At 63.6% G+C, this 15,457-nt stretch carries 19 protein-coding genes; 10 read left to right on the plus strand and 9 right to left on the minus strand.

What is annotated here, in order from left to right:
- Nucleotides 1-38: 38 nt before the first annotated feature.
- Nucleotides 39-485 carry a YcgN family cysteine cluster protein gene (locus EN964_RS07075; RefSeq protein ID WP_127269028.1) on the minus strand — a complete coding sequence of 149 codons (447 nt, stop codon included), beginning with the start codon at nucleotides 483-485 and terminating at the stop codon, nucleotides 39-41.
- Between the two features lie 197 nt (nucleotides 486-682).
- Between EN964_RS07075 and EN964_RS07080 the strand changes: the two genes are divergently transcribed.
- Both EN964_RS07080 and EN964_RS07085 read left to right on the plus strand, forming a co-directional pair.
- Complete coding sequence (locus EN964_RS07080; protein ID WP_127276271.1) at nucleotides 683-2,578, plus strand: OmpA family protein; 1,896 nt, start codon at nucleotides 683-685, stop codon at nucleotides 2,576-2,578.
- A 305-nt stretch (nucleotides 2,579-2,883) separates the two neighbouring features.
- Entirely contained in the window at nucleotides 2,884-3,399 is a 516-nt protein-coding gene (locus EN964_RS07085) for a TIGR00645 family protein (RefSeq protein ID WP_127269030.1), read from the plus strand.
- Nucleotides 3,400-3,521: 122 nt separating this feature from the next.
- On the opposite strand, the gene EN964_RS07090 is transcribed toward EN964_RS07085, so the two are convergent.
- The 3 genes from EN964_RS07090 to EN964_RS07100 form a co-directional block, all read right to left on the minus strand.
- Nucleotides 3,522-4,388 carry an NAD(P)-dependent oxidoreductase gene (locus EN964_RS07090; protein ID WP_127269031.1) on the minus strand — a complete coding sequence of 289 codons (867 nt, stop codon included), beginning with the start codon at nucleotides 4,386-4,388 and terminating at the stop codon, nucleotides 3,522-3,524.
- 110 nt (nucleotides 4,389-4,498) lie between these two features.
- Nucleotides 4,499-5,134: a helix-turn-helix transcriptional regulator gene (locus EN964_RS07095; protein ID WP_127269032.1), complete on the minus strand. Its 636-nt coding sequence runs from the start codon at nucleotides 5,132-5,134 to the stop codon at nucleotides 4,499-4,501.
- An 8-nt stretch (nucleotides 5,135-5,142) separates the two neighbouring features.
- A complete protein-coding gene (locus EN964_RS07100) occupies nucleotides 5,143-6,015 on the minus strand; it encodes a S1C family serine protease (protein WP_127276272.1) in 873 nt (290 codons plus the stop codon).
- Nucleotides 6,016-6,184: 169 nt separating this feature from the next.
- Here EN964_RS07100 and EN964_RS07105 point away from each other — a divergent pair, with 169 nt between their 5' ends.
- The gene (locus EN964_RS07105) at nucleotides 6,185-7,132 is read left to right on the plus strand and encodes a S1C family serine protease (RefSeq protein WP_127270143.1); all 948 of its coding nucleotides are present in this window, start codon (nucleotides 6,185-6,187) and stop codon (nucleotides 7,130-7,132) included.
- A 76-nt stretch (nucleotides 7,133-7,208) separates the two neighbouring features.
- Here EN964_RS07105 and EN964_RS07110 read toward each other — a convergent pair whose 3' ends face one another.
- Nucleotides 7,209-8,312 (minus strand): helix-turn-helix transcriptional regulator, encoded by a 1,104-nt coding sequence (locus EN964_RS07110; protein WP_127270141.1) that lies wholly within the window; start codon nucleotides 8,310-8,312, stop codon nucleotides 7,209-7,211.
- Between the two features lie 130 nt (nucleotides 8,313-8,442).
- Nucleotides 8,443-8,868: a VOC family protein gene (locus tag EN964_RS07115; protein WP_127270139.1), complete on the minus strand. Its 426-nt coding sequence runs from the start codon at nucleotides 8,866-8,868 to the stop codon at nucleotides 8,443-8,445.
- A 66-nt stretch (nucleotides 8,869-8,934) separates the two neighbouring features.
- Here EN964_RS07115 and EN964_RS07120 point away from each other — a divergent pair, with 66 nt between their 5' ends.
- The gene (locus tag EN964_RS07120) at nucleotides 8,935-9,555 is read left to right on the plus strand and encodes a TetR/AcrR family transcriptional regulator (RefSeq protein WP_127270137.1); all 621 of its coding nucleotides are present in this window, start codon (nucleotides 8,935-8,937) and stop codon (nucleotides 9,553-9,555) included.
- Here the strand turns inward: EN964_RS07120 and EN964_RS07125 are convergent.
- Nucleotides 9,494-10,444: a LysR family transcriptional regulator gene (locus tag EN964_RS07125; RefSeq protein WP_127276274.1), complete on the minus strand. Its 951-nt coding sequence runs from the start codon at nucleotides 10,442-10,444 to the stop codon at nucleotides 9,494-9,496. The genes EN964_RS07120 and EN964_RS07125 overlap by 62 nt on opposite strands.
- Before the next feature lie 111 nt (nucleotides 10,445-10,555).
- On the opposite strand from EN964_RS07125, the gene EN964_RS07130 reads away from it, so the two are divergent.
- From EN964_RS07130 to EN964_RS07140, 3 genes are all read left to right on the plus strand, one after another.
- Nucleotides 10,556-11,191 (plus strand): FMN-dependent NADH-azoreductase, encoded by a 636-nt coding sequence (locus EN964_RS07130; RefSeq protein WP_127268106.1) that lies wholly within the window; start codon nucleotides 10,556-10,558, stop codon nucleotides 11,189-11,191.
- A 170-nt stretch (nucleotides 11,192-11,361) separates the two neighbouring features.
- A complete protein-coding gene (locus tag EN964_RS07135; protein WP_127256140.1) occupies nucleotides 11,362-11,601 on the plus strand; it encodes a CopG family ribbon-helix-helix protein in 240 nt (79 codons plus the stop codon).
- 3 nt (nucleotides 11,602-11,604) lie between these two features.
- Nucleotides 11,605-11,898, plus strand: coding sequence for a type II toxin-antitoxin system RelE/ParE family toxin (locus EN964_RS07140; RefSeq protein ID WP_127268105.1), 294 nt, complete (start codon nucleotides 11,605-11,607; stop codon nucleotides 11,896-11,898).
- Nucleotides 11,899-11,918: 20 nt separating this feature from the next.
- On the opposite strand, the gene EN964_RS07145 is transcribed toward EN964_RS07140, so the two are convergent.
- A complete protein-coding gene (locus EN964_RS07145; protein WP_127268104.1) occupies nucleotides 11,919-12,218 on the minus strand; it encodes an AzlD family protein in 300 nt (99 codons plus the stop codon).
- Nucleotides 12,215-12,949, minus strand: a complete 735-nt coding sequence (locus EN964_RS07150) for an AzlC family ABC transporter permease (protein WP_127268103.1) — start codon at nucleotides 12,947-12,949, stop codon at nucleotides 12,215-12,217. Before EN964_RS07150 ends, EN964_RS07145 begins: the two co-directional genes overlap by 4 nt.
- 170 nt (nucleotides 12,950-13,119) lie before the next feature.
- Between EN964_RS07150 and EN964_RS07155 the strand changes: the two genes are divergently transcribed.
- From EN964_RS07155 to EN964_RS07165, 3 genes are all read left to right on the plus strand, one after another.
- Entirely contained in the window at nucleotides 13,120-13,578 is a 459-nt protein-coding gene (locus EN964_RS07155) for an Lrp/AsnC family transcriptional regulator (protein ID WP_127268102.1), read from the plus strand.
- A 126-nt stretch (nucleotides 13,579-13,704) separates the two neighbouring features.
- Entirely contained in the window at nucleotides 13,705-14,907 is a 1,203-nt protein-coding gene (locus EN964_RS07160; protein ID WP_127271347.1) for an MFS transporter, read from the plus strand.
- 296 nt (nucleotides 14,908-15,203) lie between these two features.
- A partial coding sequence (locus EN964_RS07165) for a YMGG-like glycine zipper-containing protein (protein ID WP_127276276.1) occupies nucleotides 15,204-15,457 on the plus strand: 254 nt, incomplete at its 3' end.

The following is a 15,457-nucleotide window of genomic DNA, read 5'->3' on the forward strand; positions in this document are numbered from 1 at the left end:
GTCTTCAAACGCGAGGCTCTTGCTCACCGCCGCTGGTCCTACGGCTCCTCGTCCAGTACATAGTCAAAATAGTCTTCCGGCTCGGCAAGATCGGTTTCGCTCGCCTTGACCCGGCCGCGCATCGAGATGCCGGCTTCATGCACGGTCTCGGCGCTGCCCGACACCAGCCGGTGCCACCAGTAGAGGTCGCAGCCCTCGGCCACCAGCCGATAGGCGCAGGTGCTGGGCAGCCAGCTGATGGTTCGCACATTCTGTGGCGTCAGCCCGACGCAGTCGGGAACGCGCGCCAGCCGGTTGACGTAGTCCGAACAGCGGCAGGTCTCGGCATCGAACAGCCGACAGCCGACGCTGGTCCAGTATATCTCGCCGGTGTCCTCGTCCTCAAGCTTCGAAAGGCAGCATTTACCGCAGCCGTCGCACAGCGATTCCCACTCGGCCGGGCTCATCGCCTCCAGCGCCTTGGTTTTCCAGAATGGCGTTTCCATTTCCGGGATGTGGCCCCAGCCGCGGGCAAGGTCAAGCGCGGCAATGGTCGCAATTGCGGCTATCGCCAGGTGAATGACATGAAGTTGCCTTCAAAAGGTCGGTCAATCGCCCCGTACGGCCTCTATCCGTGCCAGACTGGAACCAATCGGCACAAGATCGGTTTCGGCAAGGATGGGACCCCACAAGGAGAATTTCGATGAAACGCCAACCACGGATTCTGGCAGGCACGGCACTCGGCCTGCTTATGGCATCCGCGCCGTTGGGCGCGTTCCCGCTTCAGGGAAGTGTCGCGTCCGGCCTTGCCCAGCGCACGGCAGCCCCATTCATCCTGGCGCAAGCAGCATGCGCCGAAGGCGAAGCCTGCGCACAACAGCAGCAGGCGGAACCCGAACAGAAGCGCGAGCGCAAGAAGGCCGAGCCTGAACAGCAGGCCGCGCCTGCCCAGAGCGAACAGCCCGCCGAGGAGCAGCAGCCACGCCGGAAGAAGCGCGACCAGCAGCAGCAGGCTGAGCAGGCGCCGGCCGAACAGGCCGCTCCGGCCGAGGAACAGCAGCCGCGCAGGAAGAAGCGCGACCAGCAGCAGCAAACCGAGCAGGCTCCGGCCAACCAGGCGGAACCGGCCAACGACAATCAGCCCGGCGAGCAGGCCAAGCCGCGCAAGAAGAACAGGCAGGACCAGCAGGCCCAACCTGAAGTCGCCCCGGCACCGAAAGAGGCTCCCGCTGGAGAGGCGACGGTCCCTGCCGGCGAACAGCCCGCGGCCCAGGGCGAGCAGCCCCAGGACACGACGAAGAAGCGTGTCAGGAAACCTGTTGGCGAGCAGCCGGCCACAGCCGAACAGCCAGCCACCGGCGAACAACCGGCCAATGGTCAGACGGCAGCACCGGCACAGGGCGAAAACCCGGTGCAAGGCGAAGCACCGGCCGATCCAAACGCCGCTCCCATCCTGGACAGCCAGAAGGACGCCGAGCGCAGGGGCGGCCGCAAGCAGGGCGACAAGATCGTCCCCCAGGATGGCGAGCAGCAGAATGGCGGGCAAAATGCCCAGCAAGGTGGCGATCAGGGCCGCAAGCCGGTGGCTGCTCCCATCGACCAAGGTCCGCCGCCCACCGACGACAGGGCCGCACAACAGGAGATCAAGCCCGAGAAGATCGCGCCGGTGACCGAGGAAAAGGGCACGCGCGTAGAGCGTGCGCCCGATGAGAACGTCCGTGACCGCCGGCGTCCGAAAGGCGTCGACGTCGTCAGGGAGCTCGGCGACCGCGTCATCCTGCAGTTCAACAACCAGACATTCGTCGAGAGCAATGACGCCCCGCGCATGACCCGCGGCGCCAGGAACGTCTATTATGAGGATCTCTCGGGCGACCGCACCCGGGAAATCGTCGAGCGCGACAACGGTGTCCAGATCGTCACCATCCGCAACCGCTATGGCGACGTCATCCAGCGTTCGCGCATTGCGCCGGATGGACGCGAATATGTGCTGAGCTATGTCGACGAGCGGCACTATCAGGATGAGAGCGACTGGCGCGATCCAGGCGATGACCTGCCGCCGATGCGGCTGACAATCCCGCGCGAGGAGTACATTCTGGACTCCGAGGATGTCGAAGATCCGGACGACTACTACACCTTCCTCGAACAGCCACCGGTGGAGAAGGTCCAGCGCCTCTACTCGATCGACGAGGTCAAACGTTCGGCCCGCGTGCGCGACATCGCACGGCGCGTCGATCTCGACACGCTCAACTTCGAATTCGGCTCGGCCTCGATCTCCGACACCGAGGTGCAGAAGCTCGAGGGCGTCGCCACCGCCATGGAGAAGCTGTTGAAAAAGAACCCGGCCGAGACCTTCCTGATCGAAGGTCATACCGACGCGGTCGGCACACCGGAGGCTAACCTGGCCCTTTCCGATCGCCGCGCGGAATCAGTGGCGGAAGCGCTCACCAACGCCTTCGGCATCCCGCCGGAAAACCTGACGACGCAGGGCTATGGCGAGGAGTATCTGAAGGTCAACACGTCGGCGCCGAACCGCGAGAACCGGCGCGTCGGCATTCGCCGCATCACCTCGCTGGTGGCACCGGTCGCCAGCAACAATTAGGTCATGATTTCAAAACCATGACCCGGTTTGTGGAATCGGCACGAGAAGCACCCATCCCCGGCACCGCCGGGGATGGGTGGATGTGACGGGTTCAACAAGAATTGTACGGGCATTAGACACGGCTCATTGAATCGCGAGCCCAGCCACCCCAGATTCGGTGCTGGGCGTTCCCTGCCCCGTCCCGACTCCAGCGGGACGCATTGAACCCCGCCGGACCTTGTTCGGCGGGGTTTTTTGTCTTGCAAACGGTGGCGGCGTGGCCGAATACGACCATTGTCTGAGAGATAACCAGCCGGAATCATCCCATGAAGCGTCTCGAACTCGCCATCGAATCGATCATTCTCGCTTCACGCTGGTTGCTCGTCGTTTTCTATATCGGCCTGGCCCTGGCATTGGCCGTCTATGCGCTGTCATTCGGCAAGAAGCTTTATGAGTTCATTACCCTGGCGTTCACGCTCGGTGACACCGACACCATCCTCAAGATGCTCGGCCTGATCGATGCCGCACTGGTTGCCTCGCTGGTGGTGATGGTCATCATCTCGGGCTACGAGAACTTCGTCAGCCGCTTCGACGACCAGGAGGGTGGCGTGCACTGGCTGGGCACCATCGATGTCGGCTCGCTGAAGGTCAAGGTTGCCTCGACCATCGTCGCCATCTCGTCCATCCACCTTTTGCAGGTGTTTTTGAACTCGTCGACCTACACGACCGACCAGCTGATGTGGCTGACCATCATCCATCTCGCCTTCGTCGTCTCGGCCCTCATGCTCGCCTATATCGACCGGCTGATGGGCCTCGGCAAAGGCAAGAAGGATGAGGCGTAAGCAAGCGCCTGCCGGACCTTGAATCACTCCGGCAGGTTGGCGCCCTATCGCTTTGTGAGCAAGGCTTTGCCGTGGCTCAGCCACGGCGGATGGCTTAGCTCGACGCTCACAATGACGCGGATCTAGTAGATGCTCTTGATCTTGCTGTCCGTGCGGGCAAACACCTCGTCAGGGACAAAGAAATCTCCGGCCAGAGGCCCGGTCGCACCTGGCGCATAGGCTGAAAAGTCGCTGACGCCCTCGGCGCGCAGCACCTCCTCGTCGATGTAGAAATTACCTGTTGTCTCGCGCGCCGGCCGCATGAAGATGGCATGCGCGGCGTCGGCCATGATGTCGGGCAAACGGCTCATCGCCGCCACCGTCGCGCCGCCGAGCAGATTGCGCACCGCCGCCGTGTCGATGGTCGAGATCGGCCACAGTGAATTGACAGCGATGCCGTCCTTGGCGAACTCCGCACTCATGCCCAGCGTGCACATCGACATGCCGAACTTGGCCATCGTGTAGGCGACGTGATTCCTGAACCACTTGGCCTTCATGTCGAGCGGCGGCGCCAGATTCAGGATGTGAGCATTTTGCGCCAACTTCAGGTGAGGAATGCACATTTTCGAGACCAGGAAGGTACCGCGCGTGTTGATCTGATGCATCAGATCGTAGCGCTTCATGTCGGTCTCCAGCGTGCCGGTGAGTTGGATGGCGCTGGCATTGTTGACGCAGATGTCGATGCCGCCGAATTTTTCCACGGTCCTGGCGACCGCCTCGGCCACCTGCGCCTCCTCGCGGATGTCGCACAAAACAGGCAGCGCCTTGCCGCCAGCCTGCTCGATCTCTTCGGCAGCGCTATAAATCGTGCCCGGCAGCTTCGGATGCGGTTCGGCGGTCTTGGCCGCGATCGTCACATTGGCGCCGTCGCGCGCCGCGCGCAGCGCGATCGCCAGCCCGATGCCGCGCGACCCACCGGAGATGAACAGCGTCTTTCCCTTGAGCGACATTTCCTTGCGCCTCCCTTGCAACACAACAGGCGCAAACCTTTGCGCGGCGGGCGACCGCAGCGCAAGACCCGACACGCTGGACACCGCGTTACGCAGCGTAGGGTTTATGACTAAACCAGCACCAACCCTTGGCGCATCGCAATGGCAATCGCATCGGTGCGGTTGGCCGCACCGAGCTTGATCAGGATTGCGGCGACGTGGAACTTCGCGGTGTGCACCGAAATGTTCAGCCGCCGCGCAATCACCTTGTTTGGGGCGCCCTCGGCCAGCAGCGCCAACACTTCCGCCTCACGCGGCGACAGCGAAGGCCGGGCGGCATGCTCGTCGGAGGCCTCCTCCTCGAACGGCTCGCCATCGCCGGCACGGAAATCCTCATGGCGTCCGCTTCCGCGCTCGCCCGAGACGCGATAGCCGGCCGCGGCCAGCCGCGCCGCCGCGGCGATCAACAAATCCTCCGCGCCAGCGGACATCACGGCCAGCACCTCACCGGCGGGCCGCTCGCCGCCAGCGCGTCCGGTCAGCAGCACCCGTGGAATGAGGGCCGGCACGCCATCACCAATGCTGTCGTCAACGATGGCGACGTCGGCTCTTCCACCGCCGGCCACGACCGGCAGCAGGTCATCGCTCGCGGCCAGCGAGGCCGCCAGGCGCTCGGCGCGTGACGCATCGCCAAGCGCAATCAGCACCACCAGCCGCCGCGAGACGGCACCGTCATGCATGATCCTGTCGCTGGTGAGCGTGTCCATGGATGCCCTCAGCTCAGCGGCTTTTCGCCGATTGTCAGCACGACATCGCGCTGTTCGCCGCCGCGCACGACACCGAGCGTCACCGAAGCGCCGGCACTGTCGGGTCCGAGCCTGCGGATCAGGTCCCGCGGGCCGTGCACCGCCTCACCGTTCCACGCCACGATGATATCGCCAAGAGAGAGACCGGCGGCCTTGGCGGGACCCTCGTCATCGAGGCTCATCACCATTGCGCCCTGCGCGTCGCGGTCTCGTACCGGGTGCAGGCCGGCGCCGAGATAGCCGCGCGCGACATGGCCCTTTTCGCGCAAGGTCGCGACCGCCCGCTCGATCGTCTCGTAAGGCATGACCAGCGCCCGGTGACGCGGTCCGAACAACAGCATGCCGATCAGCGCACCCTTGGCGTCGAGAACCGGGCCGCCCTCGAAACGGCCGCCGTCGCCGACGGCAAGATTGATGCGCCGGTCGATGGTGCCGCCGCGCATCGAGCGCCAGGCCGGGCCGACTTCGCCCACCGAGCCCGAAACAGCCAAAGCCGAACCGTCGCTGCTGCCGATGGCAATGGCGATGTTGCCCGGCCGCACCGCATCGGCCTTGGCCAGCGGCGCGGCGCTGACGGCCTCCGCCGGCTTCAGCAGGGCAACACCGGTCGAAGGGTCGCGGCCAACCAGCTCGGCCTTCACCGTTTCCCCCGAGGCCAACACCAGATCGATCTCCTCGCCGGCCTCGACAGCCTCTTCAGCGGTGACGAAATAGCCGTCACGCCAGTGGAAGGCGCTTGCCGTGCGGTGATGATGCGTAGCGAAGCCAGCCGTTGCCGGCGCGGCCTTGGCGGCGAGATCGGCGACGGCTTGCGAAAACGCGCTCAGATTGAAATCGCTCATTAATGGTCTCCTGGGTTCATCCATGCCCCAGATATCGCTCGACAGCGCGTCCGCGGGTACTCGCCTGACGGCTAGTTGCCGGTTTGACTGGCCATCTGGTCAGGTCGCTGCGGTTCCAGCCGCTCCGCACATATAGTCACGATCAAGCCTGAACACACGGAGCCCTCCCATGGCCGTCGCCGTCGCCAAATTCCAAACCGATGACACGTTGCTCGACGCCTATTCGACGACGGTTGCCGACGCGGTCGACCGCATCGGTCCGGCCGTCTGCCGCATCGAGCGCGTTGGCGGTCAGGGCGGCCATGGCTCCGGCTTCGTCATTGCGCCGGACGGGCTGGTGGTCACCAACTTCCATGTCGTCGGTGATGCCAGGACGGTGCGCGTTTCGATGCCGGACGGCGCTTCGAGAGAAGGGCGTGTTCTTGGCCGCGATCCCGACACCGACATCGCGCTGGTGCGCGCCGACGGCAGCTTTGCCGACGTCGCACCGCTGGGCGATTCCAAGCGGCTGCGGCGCGGCCAGATCGCCATTGCAATCGGCAACCCGCTCGGTTTCGAATGGACCGTCACCTCCGGCGTCGTCTCCGCGCTCGGCCGCTCGATGCGCGCCTCCACCGGCCGGCTGATCGACGACGTCATCCAGACCGACGCAGCGCTCAATCCCGGCAATTCCGGCGGACCGCTGGTATCGTCGGCCGGCGAGGTCATCGGCGTAAACACCGCCATGATCCATGGCGCGCAAGGCATCGCCTTCGCGGTTGCCTCCAACACCGCCAATTTCGTCATTTCGGAGATCATCCGCTTCGGCCGCGTGCGCCGCGCCTTCATCGGCGTCTCGGCCGACACCGTCAATCTGCCGCGACGCGCCGCGCTCCTGTCGCAAGTGTCGACGAATACAGCGGTGCGGCTGCGCAGCGTCGAGAAGGATGGCCCGGCGGCCAAGGCCGGCTTGAAGGAGGGCGACATCATCGCCGCAATAGACGGCCGCCCGGTCACCGGCGTCGACGACCTGGTGCGCGTGCTCGACGCCGAGCGCATCGGCCGCGAGACACAATGCACCGTGGTGCGCCGCACCGGCGTCAGCCAGGTGACGGTGATGCCGGTTGCGCGAAGCTAGTGCAGTCACCCAGAAGTGTGCCGCGGTTCTGGGACAACGACATGTATCAACACAAAGACTTTAAGGCCGCCGTTGCTCACTCCCCCTTCGAGGGAGCAACGGCGACATAGGCTCCCTTCAGGAGAGCTACGAGTTGCGCCTGATGATGCGTGCCTGTCTTGTCGAAGATACGACCAAGATACGTGCTGGCCGTGCGATAGGTGATGTTGGCGCTTGTCGCCGCCACACCAAGGCTATCCCTCGATGCCAATGCCGCCGCCAATCGCGCCTCGGCCGGCGAGAGGTCGAAAAGGCCCGTCAGGATGGTCGGCGAAGGCACCAGATTCGTCGGGTTGAGAGCCGTGGCTGCGATCAGTATGTCGGCGCCTGAGAGAAGTTCGTGCGCCAGACGGCGAAGAGGGATGAGGTGAACGATCATGGCCTCGCTATTCTCGCTTGGCGCTATGGGCACGGAGCGACCCGACGCAGCGTCACCAGTCCCGCTTGCAATCGCCTGCTGAAACAACTTGTTTGCCTTGGCATCGGCAAGGGCGAGCCCATCACGGGCCGTCGGCACGAACACAAGGGGCAGAGCGTCAAGCAGTTGATTGGTCGCCAGAACGCGTCCCCTGCTCGTCATCACCGCGGCCGGCAGGCCGATCGCCGCAAGCGCCGTAGTCGTAGCGCGCGCTCGTTCCAGCCGCAGGCGCGCACCAATCAGGCCGGCGCGCGCCAAATGTGGCCTCATGCGGTTGAGCTGGTCCAATTCGTCTCGGGATGGCCGATCATTGGTCAGCCAACGCTCCATCGTAAACAACAGAACTTCGCCTGTAGGCAGGGATATGAACGTACCGACTTCGCCACCGATTCCCAATGGCAGCGTCCGGTCGAGCCGCGTCCGATTGTTCTCGAGCGCCTCCTTGGGGAAGTAATCCGCGTCGTAGACGAATTCCGAGGGTGGGGGCAGCGTCAGCAGGAGTTGGGAGACACTGCTGCTCTTGAACCCGCCTTCCGCAGAGATGCCCTCCAGTATCGGCCGGACCAGGTCCGACGCGATGAGCATCGGGTCCAGCCGATCATCGAATAAACCCATACCGCCTCCGGCCGAGTTCGACAGTTCGCTCAACCTGTCGAAGACGTCTGGCCATAAATCGGGGACGAACGCCGCTTCATAAATTCGATCGACAAGATCTTCGGTCATTCAATGGTCCGCTCGCCACCTGCACTCGCATGATTGCATCGCACATCTGCTCAGAAATCAAACCTTTCTCGGCTTGGCATTACCGGATGATCATAAATTGCGTAGGAAACAGCCAACACGAAAACATCGTTCAGGTGCCCACCGCCCCCTCCGCGTACTGCGCCAGAAACGCCTCGCTCGGCGGAATCGGCTTGATCACGTCGATCAGCACGCCATTGGGATCCCGCGTGATGAAATGGCGCTGGCCGAAGGGTTCGTCGCGTAGAGAGCGCAGGATCGGCAGCCCGGCCGCGACGATCCGTTCATAGACCGCATCCGGGTCCCTCACCTCGAAGTTGATCAGCAGGCCCGACGCGCGGCCGCGCCCCTCTTCCGGGATCGTCTCATGATCGCCCTGGACGATGCCGAGATTGACTCTTCTGTCCTCCACCGATTGCAGATGCACATACCAGTCGCTTTCGAATAGCGGCTGGAAGCGAAAATGCTCGATATAGAACGCCGTCGTGCCGGCGACGTCGCCGGTCATCAGCACCGGGTAATAGCTCGTCGTCTTCATCTTTCCTTCTCCCGTCGATTAACATACAGTCTGCATGTAACTTCATTTAACATACAGGCTGCATGTATGCAACGCGATTCCGCGCGTCGTTCCAACCGTGACCGCACCGAGGCGACGCGCGCCGACCTGATTGCCGCGGCACGAAAGCTGTTCACCGAAAAATCCTATGCCGAGACCGGCACGCCGGAGATCGTCGCTGCCGCCGGCGTCACGCGCGGCGCGCTTTACCATCACTTCGCCGACAAGCAGGCGCTGTTTGCCGCCGTGGTCGAGCAGGAGGCGATGGCGGTGGCTGAGGAGATCGAGCGCGCTTCGCCGCCATCGCTCAATGCCCGCGACGCGCTCATTGCCGGCTCCGACGCCTATCTCACTGCGATGCGCGCGCCCGGCCGCACGCGGCTGCTGCTGCTCGACGGCCCGGCCGTGCTTGGCCGCGCCGTCATGGACGCGATCGACAACCGCCACGGCAACCGTTCGCTGCGCGAAGGGCTGGTCGCGGCGATGCGGGCGCAGACGATGACGAGATTGCCGGCCGACGCGCTGACCGCGCTGCTCGGCTCCGCCTTCGATCGTGCCGCCCTGGCCATCGAGGCCGGTGCGTCAGCTCAGGACTACCGCGCCGTGCTCATGGCACTGATCGATGGCCTGTCTCTTCCTCAGGCACCTCGCCCGGTTCGAACTCGTTGAAGCAGCCGAGCTGGCGCTTGAACTGGTCGATCAGCCAGGCCGCCGCGGGCTTCGGGCTGCGATCGTTGCGGTGCATGGCAAACAGCGGCGAACTCACCTCCCTGAAGGATTCGAGGTCGATTTCGACCAGCCGGCCACTCGCCAGGTCGTCTGCTATCAGCCAGCGCGGCAGCCCGCCCCAACCCAGCCCCTCGCGCATCAGCATATGCTTGGTGCGCACATCCGTCAGCCGCCAGGTGCGGTAGGCGAAGACGCCGAAGTCGCGCCCCTTGGTGCGCTCCGACTGGTCGGTGACGACAAGCTGCGTGTGTTCGCGCGCATCCTCGATCGCCACCGGCTTCGGCAGCAGGGCCAGCGGATGGCTGGGCGCGGCGGCCAGCACGATCGACATGAAGCCGATGCGCACGAGATGCACATCGACATCGCCCAGCAGGCCGCCAATGCCAAGGTCGGCCTGCCCGCTGACGACATGATCGGGGATCAGGCCGAGCGTACCGATATGCAGGCGCAGCATCACGGTCGGAAACTGCGCCTCGAACGCCTTCAGCACCCGCACCAGCACCGGCGACGGCAACGCTGCGTCGACCGACAGCGCGACTTCAGCCTCGAGCCCTTGATGATGGCCGTCGACGCGCGAGCGGATGCGCTGCAGCACACCGATCATGCGCCGCGCATCCTCCAGCATCGCCCGGCCGATCTCGGTCAGTTGCGGCTCGCGGGTACCCTCGCGCTCGAACAGTTTCAGCCCCAGCTGCGCCTCGAGATTGGCTATGCCGTAGCTGATGACGGACTGTGCCCGGTTGAGCCTGCGGCCGGCGGCCGAGAAGCTGCCGGCTTCGGCGACTGTCACAAAGATCTGAAGTTGATCGAGCGTCGGATTGGGCCGCATCGTGATATCTAACTTATAGATGGATCGTATAGAAAGTATACCAGTTTATTGAATGGATCGAAAGTCCCATATCTGGCGGGACAAATCATTCCAACCGCTGGAGAGCCCAAAATGTCCATTCTTCTCATCACTTCGAGCCCGCGCGGCGCCGCCTCCCATTCGACCCGCATCGCTACCGAATTCGCTGAAAAGCTCGTCGCCGCCGATCCGTCGAACACGCTCGTCGTGCGCGACCTCGTCGCCAATCCGCTCCCTCATATCGACGCCGACTACGCGAGCGGCATCTACGTGCCGGCGGAAGCGCGCACTGCGCGCCAGGCTGAGGTCGTCGGCGTCTCCGATGTCGTGCTCGACGAGCTGTTTGCTGCCGACACCGTGATCCTGGCCACAGGCTTCATCAACTTCAACATCTCCTCGACGCTGAAGTCCTGGGTCGATCATATCTCTCGTTCCGGCAAGAGCTTTTCCTATGGCGAGAACGGCCCCAAGGGTCTCGTCACCGGCAAGAAGGTCTATATCGTGCTGGCTTCGGGCGGCATCTATTCCGAAGGTGCGGCCGTGCAGTTCGATCACGCCATTCCCTACCTGCGCGGCGTGCTCGGCTTCCTCGGCATGACCGATGTCGATGTCATCCGTATCGAAGGCGTCGGCATGGGTCCTGACGCGGTGACCGCAGCGCTCGCCAAGGCGACCGCCAAGGTCGATGCCGTGGTGGCAGCCAGCCAGGGTGTCGCGGCTGCCGCATAGGGAAAAGACTTAAATTGGAGGGCAGGCGCTTGGCGCCCGCCCTTTTTCAATGCGCTCCCCGCTTGTTTTCCTGACAGTAAACAGCGCGAAGCGACCAGAGTCCTTTGGGTGTGACTTGACGATCCACCTTGGTTCACTCACAATCACAATGAACCAAGTGGATCGAAACCATGACGGCTTTCACCGTACGCCTCCCCGACGACACGACAAACAGGCTCGACCAACTTGCCGAAAAGCTCGATCGCTCGCGCTCTTATGTGGCCGCCAAGGCCATCGAAGACTTTGTAGCTCGTCAAGAGTGGCAACTCGCTGAGATAGAGGCCGGATTGGCCGAGGCCGAGCGCGGTGAGTTCGCCAGCGAACAAGAGTTGGCCGCCGTGATCGGGAAATACGTCAAGCCCGCCGGCTGATCCATGAGCCGCAAGACAATCCGTTGGACCAAGCGGGCTTTGCGTCGGCTTGGCGAAATCGGCGCGCATATCGAGAAAGACAGTCCCGAAGCTGCCGCCCGTGTCATTGGGCGCATCTTGTCCGCAGCGGAGTTGCTTACCGAACAGCCGGCTATGGGTCGCGTTGGACGCATCAAGGCGACGCGAGAACTCGTTTTGGCCGATATCCCATATATCGTCCCCTATCGCGTAAGCGAAGATGCCGTCGAAATACTTACCGTCATACATGCCGCCCAACAGTGGCCAAAGAGCCTCTGAGCCAACTGGCCGCTGCCTTTCTAGCCGATGAAATGCCTGAGCAACCCCGCCGAAGCGACTCCGATCAGCACAGTCGGCAGCATGGAAAGCCGCGTGGCGGCCACCAGCGTAACAGCCAGCGCCAGAATATCCGCCGGGGACTTCGACACGAAGGCCGGTGCGATGACAGAGATCAGCACGCAACCGGGCGCAGCTTCCATCACAGCCGTGGCACGGGCGCTGAGTGTGCGGTTGCGCAGCACGACATAGCCGCCGATGCGCGTGAGATAAGTGACGCCGGCCATCAGCACGATGGTGAAAAAGGTCGTTGCATCGATCATGCATCACTCGCCATCAGCCAGGCCGCGACCAGACCCGACATGGCGCCCGCGGCGACATACCAGGCGCCGGGAACGAAGAGATAGACCAGTGCCGCCACGACCAGGCTGACCAGCCAGGGTCGCGCCGCCGCCATCCCCGTCCACATGCCGCGCATCAGCACCAGGAAGACAGCCGGGAACGCCATGTCGAAACCATAGGCCCCGACGTCGCCGAGCATCGGACCGAGCAAGGCACCCAGCGTGGTGAAGACCACCCAGGTGAGATACATCGCCAGCGCCGCGCCCATATAGTAGCGCGGGCTGAAGGCCGGCATGATGCCGGCAGCAGTGCGCTGTCTGGCATCGGCCAGACCCAGCGCCCAGCTCTCGTCGCACATAAAGAAAAGCGCCGGAAACACCTTGCGCCGCGGCAGGTGGCGCAGGAACGGCGCCAGTGCCGCACCCATCAGCAAATGACGGCTGTTGACCAGGAAGGTGATGGCGACGATGAGCACGATGTGCGGCGGCGACGTCCACAATTGGATCGCCGCGAATTCCGAACCGCCGGCGAAATTCAGCCCTGTCATCGCGGACAGTTCGACCGTGCTCAGCCCTTTTTGCGTGGCCTGGGCGCCAAGCACCAGCGCATAGGGGATGGTGCCGAACAGCACCGGCGCGCAGGACGCCACGCCTCGGCGGAATTCGGATCCCGAACCATTGCCCGCCGCCTCGACTGCCTGTGAAATGCTCATGTGTCTCCACTGGCGCGCCTCGCGGCCGCCGCTGCCCTGCGTTTGAACTCTCATGACACTGGCGGCAAACATACCCACAATTCTCCGCAATATGGTTGCGAATATTGTTGTACTTCAACTAGGTTCGGCATTGAGTGCCATTAATTTCAAAATAGATGGAATCTAGAGCCATGAAGCTGGATGAGATCGACAAGCGGATCCTGCGGGCGCTGCAGCGCGACGGCCGCATGGCCAACAACGATCTGGCCAAAGAGGTCGGCCTGTCGCCCTCTCCTTGCCTGCGGCGCGTGAAGCTGCTGGAGGAAGCCGGCATCATCGATCGCTACGTCGCAGTGCTGAACCCCGGCAGCATCGGCAAGGGCCTCACCTTCTTCACCCGCATCTGGCTGAAAACGCAGGATGAGGACACGATCGAGCATTTCGCCACCGAAGTCGCCAAGCTGCCGCAGGTGATGGAGTGCTATTTGATGCTCGGCGATTGCGACGCCATGGTGCGCGTGGTGGCAGCCGGCATCGACGATTACCGCCGCTTCCAGTCGGAGCATCTGAGCCGCATCAAGGGCGTGCAGAACGTCAAGACCGACGTCCCCAGCCAGACGATCAAATACACGTCGGAACTGCCGATCTGAGCTGCCGAAAACGGCGTCACGTCAAACTGGATAAAAAATGCAACCGGATTGTAGGATCGAACCCGGTGCCGGCGTCCTTCGGGTGCAAGCAGCGCGCAGCGCTGCCTTTAGGCATGGGAGATTTGAATGAGCCTTTCCTATCGTTGGGTCATCGTCGCCGCTGGCGCGCTGATGTCCTGTGTCGCCATCGGGACGATGTTTTCGCTGGCGATATTCCTGGAGCCGATGGCGATCGACACCAACTGGTCGCGCGCCGGCATTTCCAGCGCCATGACGCTCAACTTCCTGGTGATGGGCCTTGGTGGCTTCGCCTGGGGCGCGATATCGGACCGTTTTGGCGCCCGCATCGTCGTGATGATCGGCGCGGTGCTGCTCGGGTTGGCGCTGGTGCTGGCCAGCCGCGCCGGTTCGCTGCTGAGCTTCCAGATCACCTATGGCGTCCTGGTCGGTCTCGCGGCAAGCGCCTTTTTTGCGCCGATGATCGCGCTGACCACAGGCTGGTTCGACACCAACCGCAGCCTTGCCGTCTCACTGGTCTCGGCCGGCATGGGCGTGGCGCCGATGACGATCTCGCCCTTCGCCCGCTGGTTGATCTCCGCCTATGACTGGCGCACCGCCATGTTCGACATCGGCATTACCGCCTGGGTGCTGCTGTTGCCGGTGGTGCTGCTGGTGCGCCAGCCGCCGAAGCCCCTCTTGGTCGACACCGGCTCCGCGCCGGTTGCCGAAGGTGCCGGCCTGACAGTCAGCCAGGCGCTGCGCTCGCCGCAATTCATCGTGCTCGGGCTGACCTTCTTTGCCTGCTGCGCGGCGCATTCCGGACCGATCTTCCATATGGTCAGCTATGCCATGCTGTGCGGCGTCGCCCCCATGGCAGCGGTCTCGATCTACAGTGTCGAAGGTCTGGCAGGCCTTGGCGGCCGGCTCTTCTACGGCGTGCTGGCCGACCGGCTGGGCGTCAAGCCGGTGCTGATCGCGGGCCTGGCGATCCAGGCGATCGTCATTGCCGCCTATCTGTCGATCAGCCAGCTTGAGCAGTTCTACATGCTGGCCGTTATCTTCGGTGCCACCTATGGCGGCGTCATGCCGCTCTATGCGGTGCTGGCGCGCGAATATTTCGGCCAGCGCATCCTCGGCACCGTGTTCGGCGCCGCCACCATGCTGTCCAGCCTCGGCATGGCATTGGGACCGCTTGCCGGCGGCATGGTGTTCGATGCCTACGCCAACTATTCCTGGCTTTTCATCGGCTCTGCTCTTATCGGGCTCGGCGCGGTCGGCATCGCCATCGCGTTCCCGCCACTGCCACGCAGGGAACTGCAGCCGGCTTAGTTCGGGTCGACTTCCAAACCTTGCTGGCCAGGCGCGCAATCAGCCTGGCCCGTTCGGTTCGCCGCGGATCCTGTCCTCTGTTTCATCCGTTCTCCCTTGTGCGAGTGCGGAAGTCCACGGCCAACGTTTGCACCAAGCGACGACTTCGCGCACCCGTCCACCAGTGAGGGTACGATTTGAGCCGAAGGCGCGCGGCTCCGCCACGGCCAGGCTTGAATGGCAGGCAACGGTCGATGGATCGAAAAGCTCTCTTAAGCATTTAAGCTTTGGCTAATAGTAGCCTCAGGAGAGAAACGATGAAAAAGACGCTGCTCATTTTGAGCCTGCTCATTCCGCTCTCGGCGTGCTCCCGTACCGAACAAGGCGCCGCCGTCGGCGGCTTGGGTGGCGCGGCCGTAGGCGCCGCGGTGGCCGGAGACCCTGTGGAAGGAGCGGTTGTCGGCGGTGCGGTCGGAGCGATAGCCGGGGCGGTCATCGGCCACGCCAGCGAAGCCGGCCAGTGCAGATATCGCGATCGGTACGGCCGGGTTTACGTCGCACGGTGCCCGGA

Origin of the sequence: Mesorhizobium sp. M7A.F.Ca.CA.001.10.2.1 (assembly GCF_003998575.1) — a bacterium.
Lineage (GTDB): Bacteria > Pseudomonadota > Alphaproteobacteria > Rhizobiales > Rhizobiaceae > Mesorhizobium.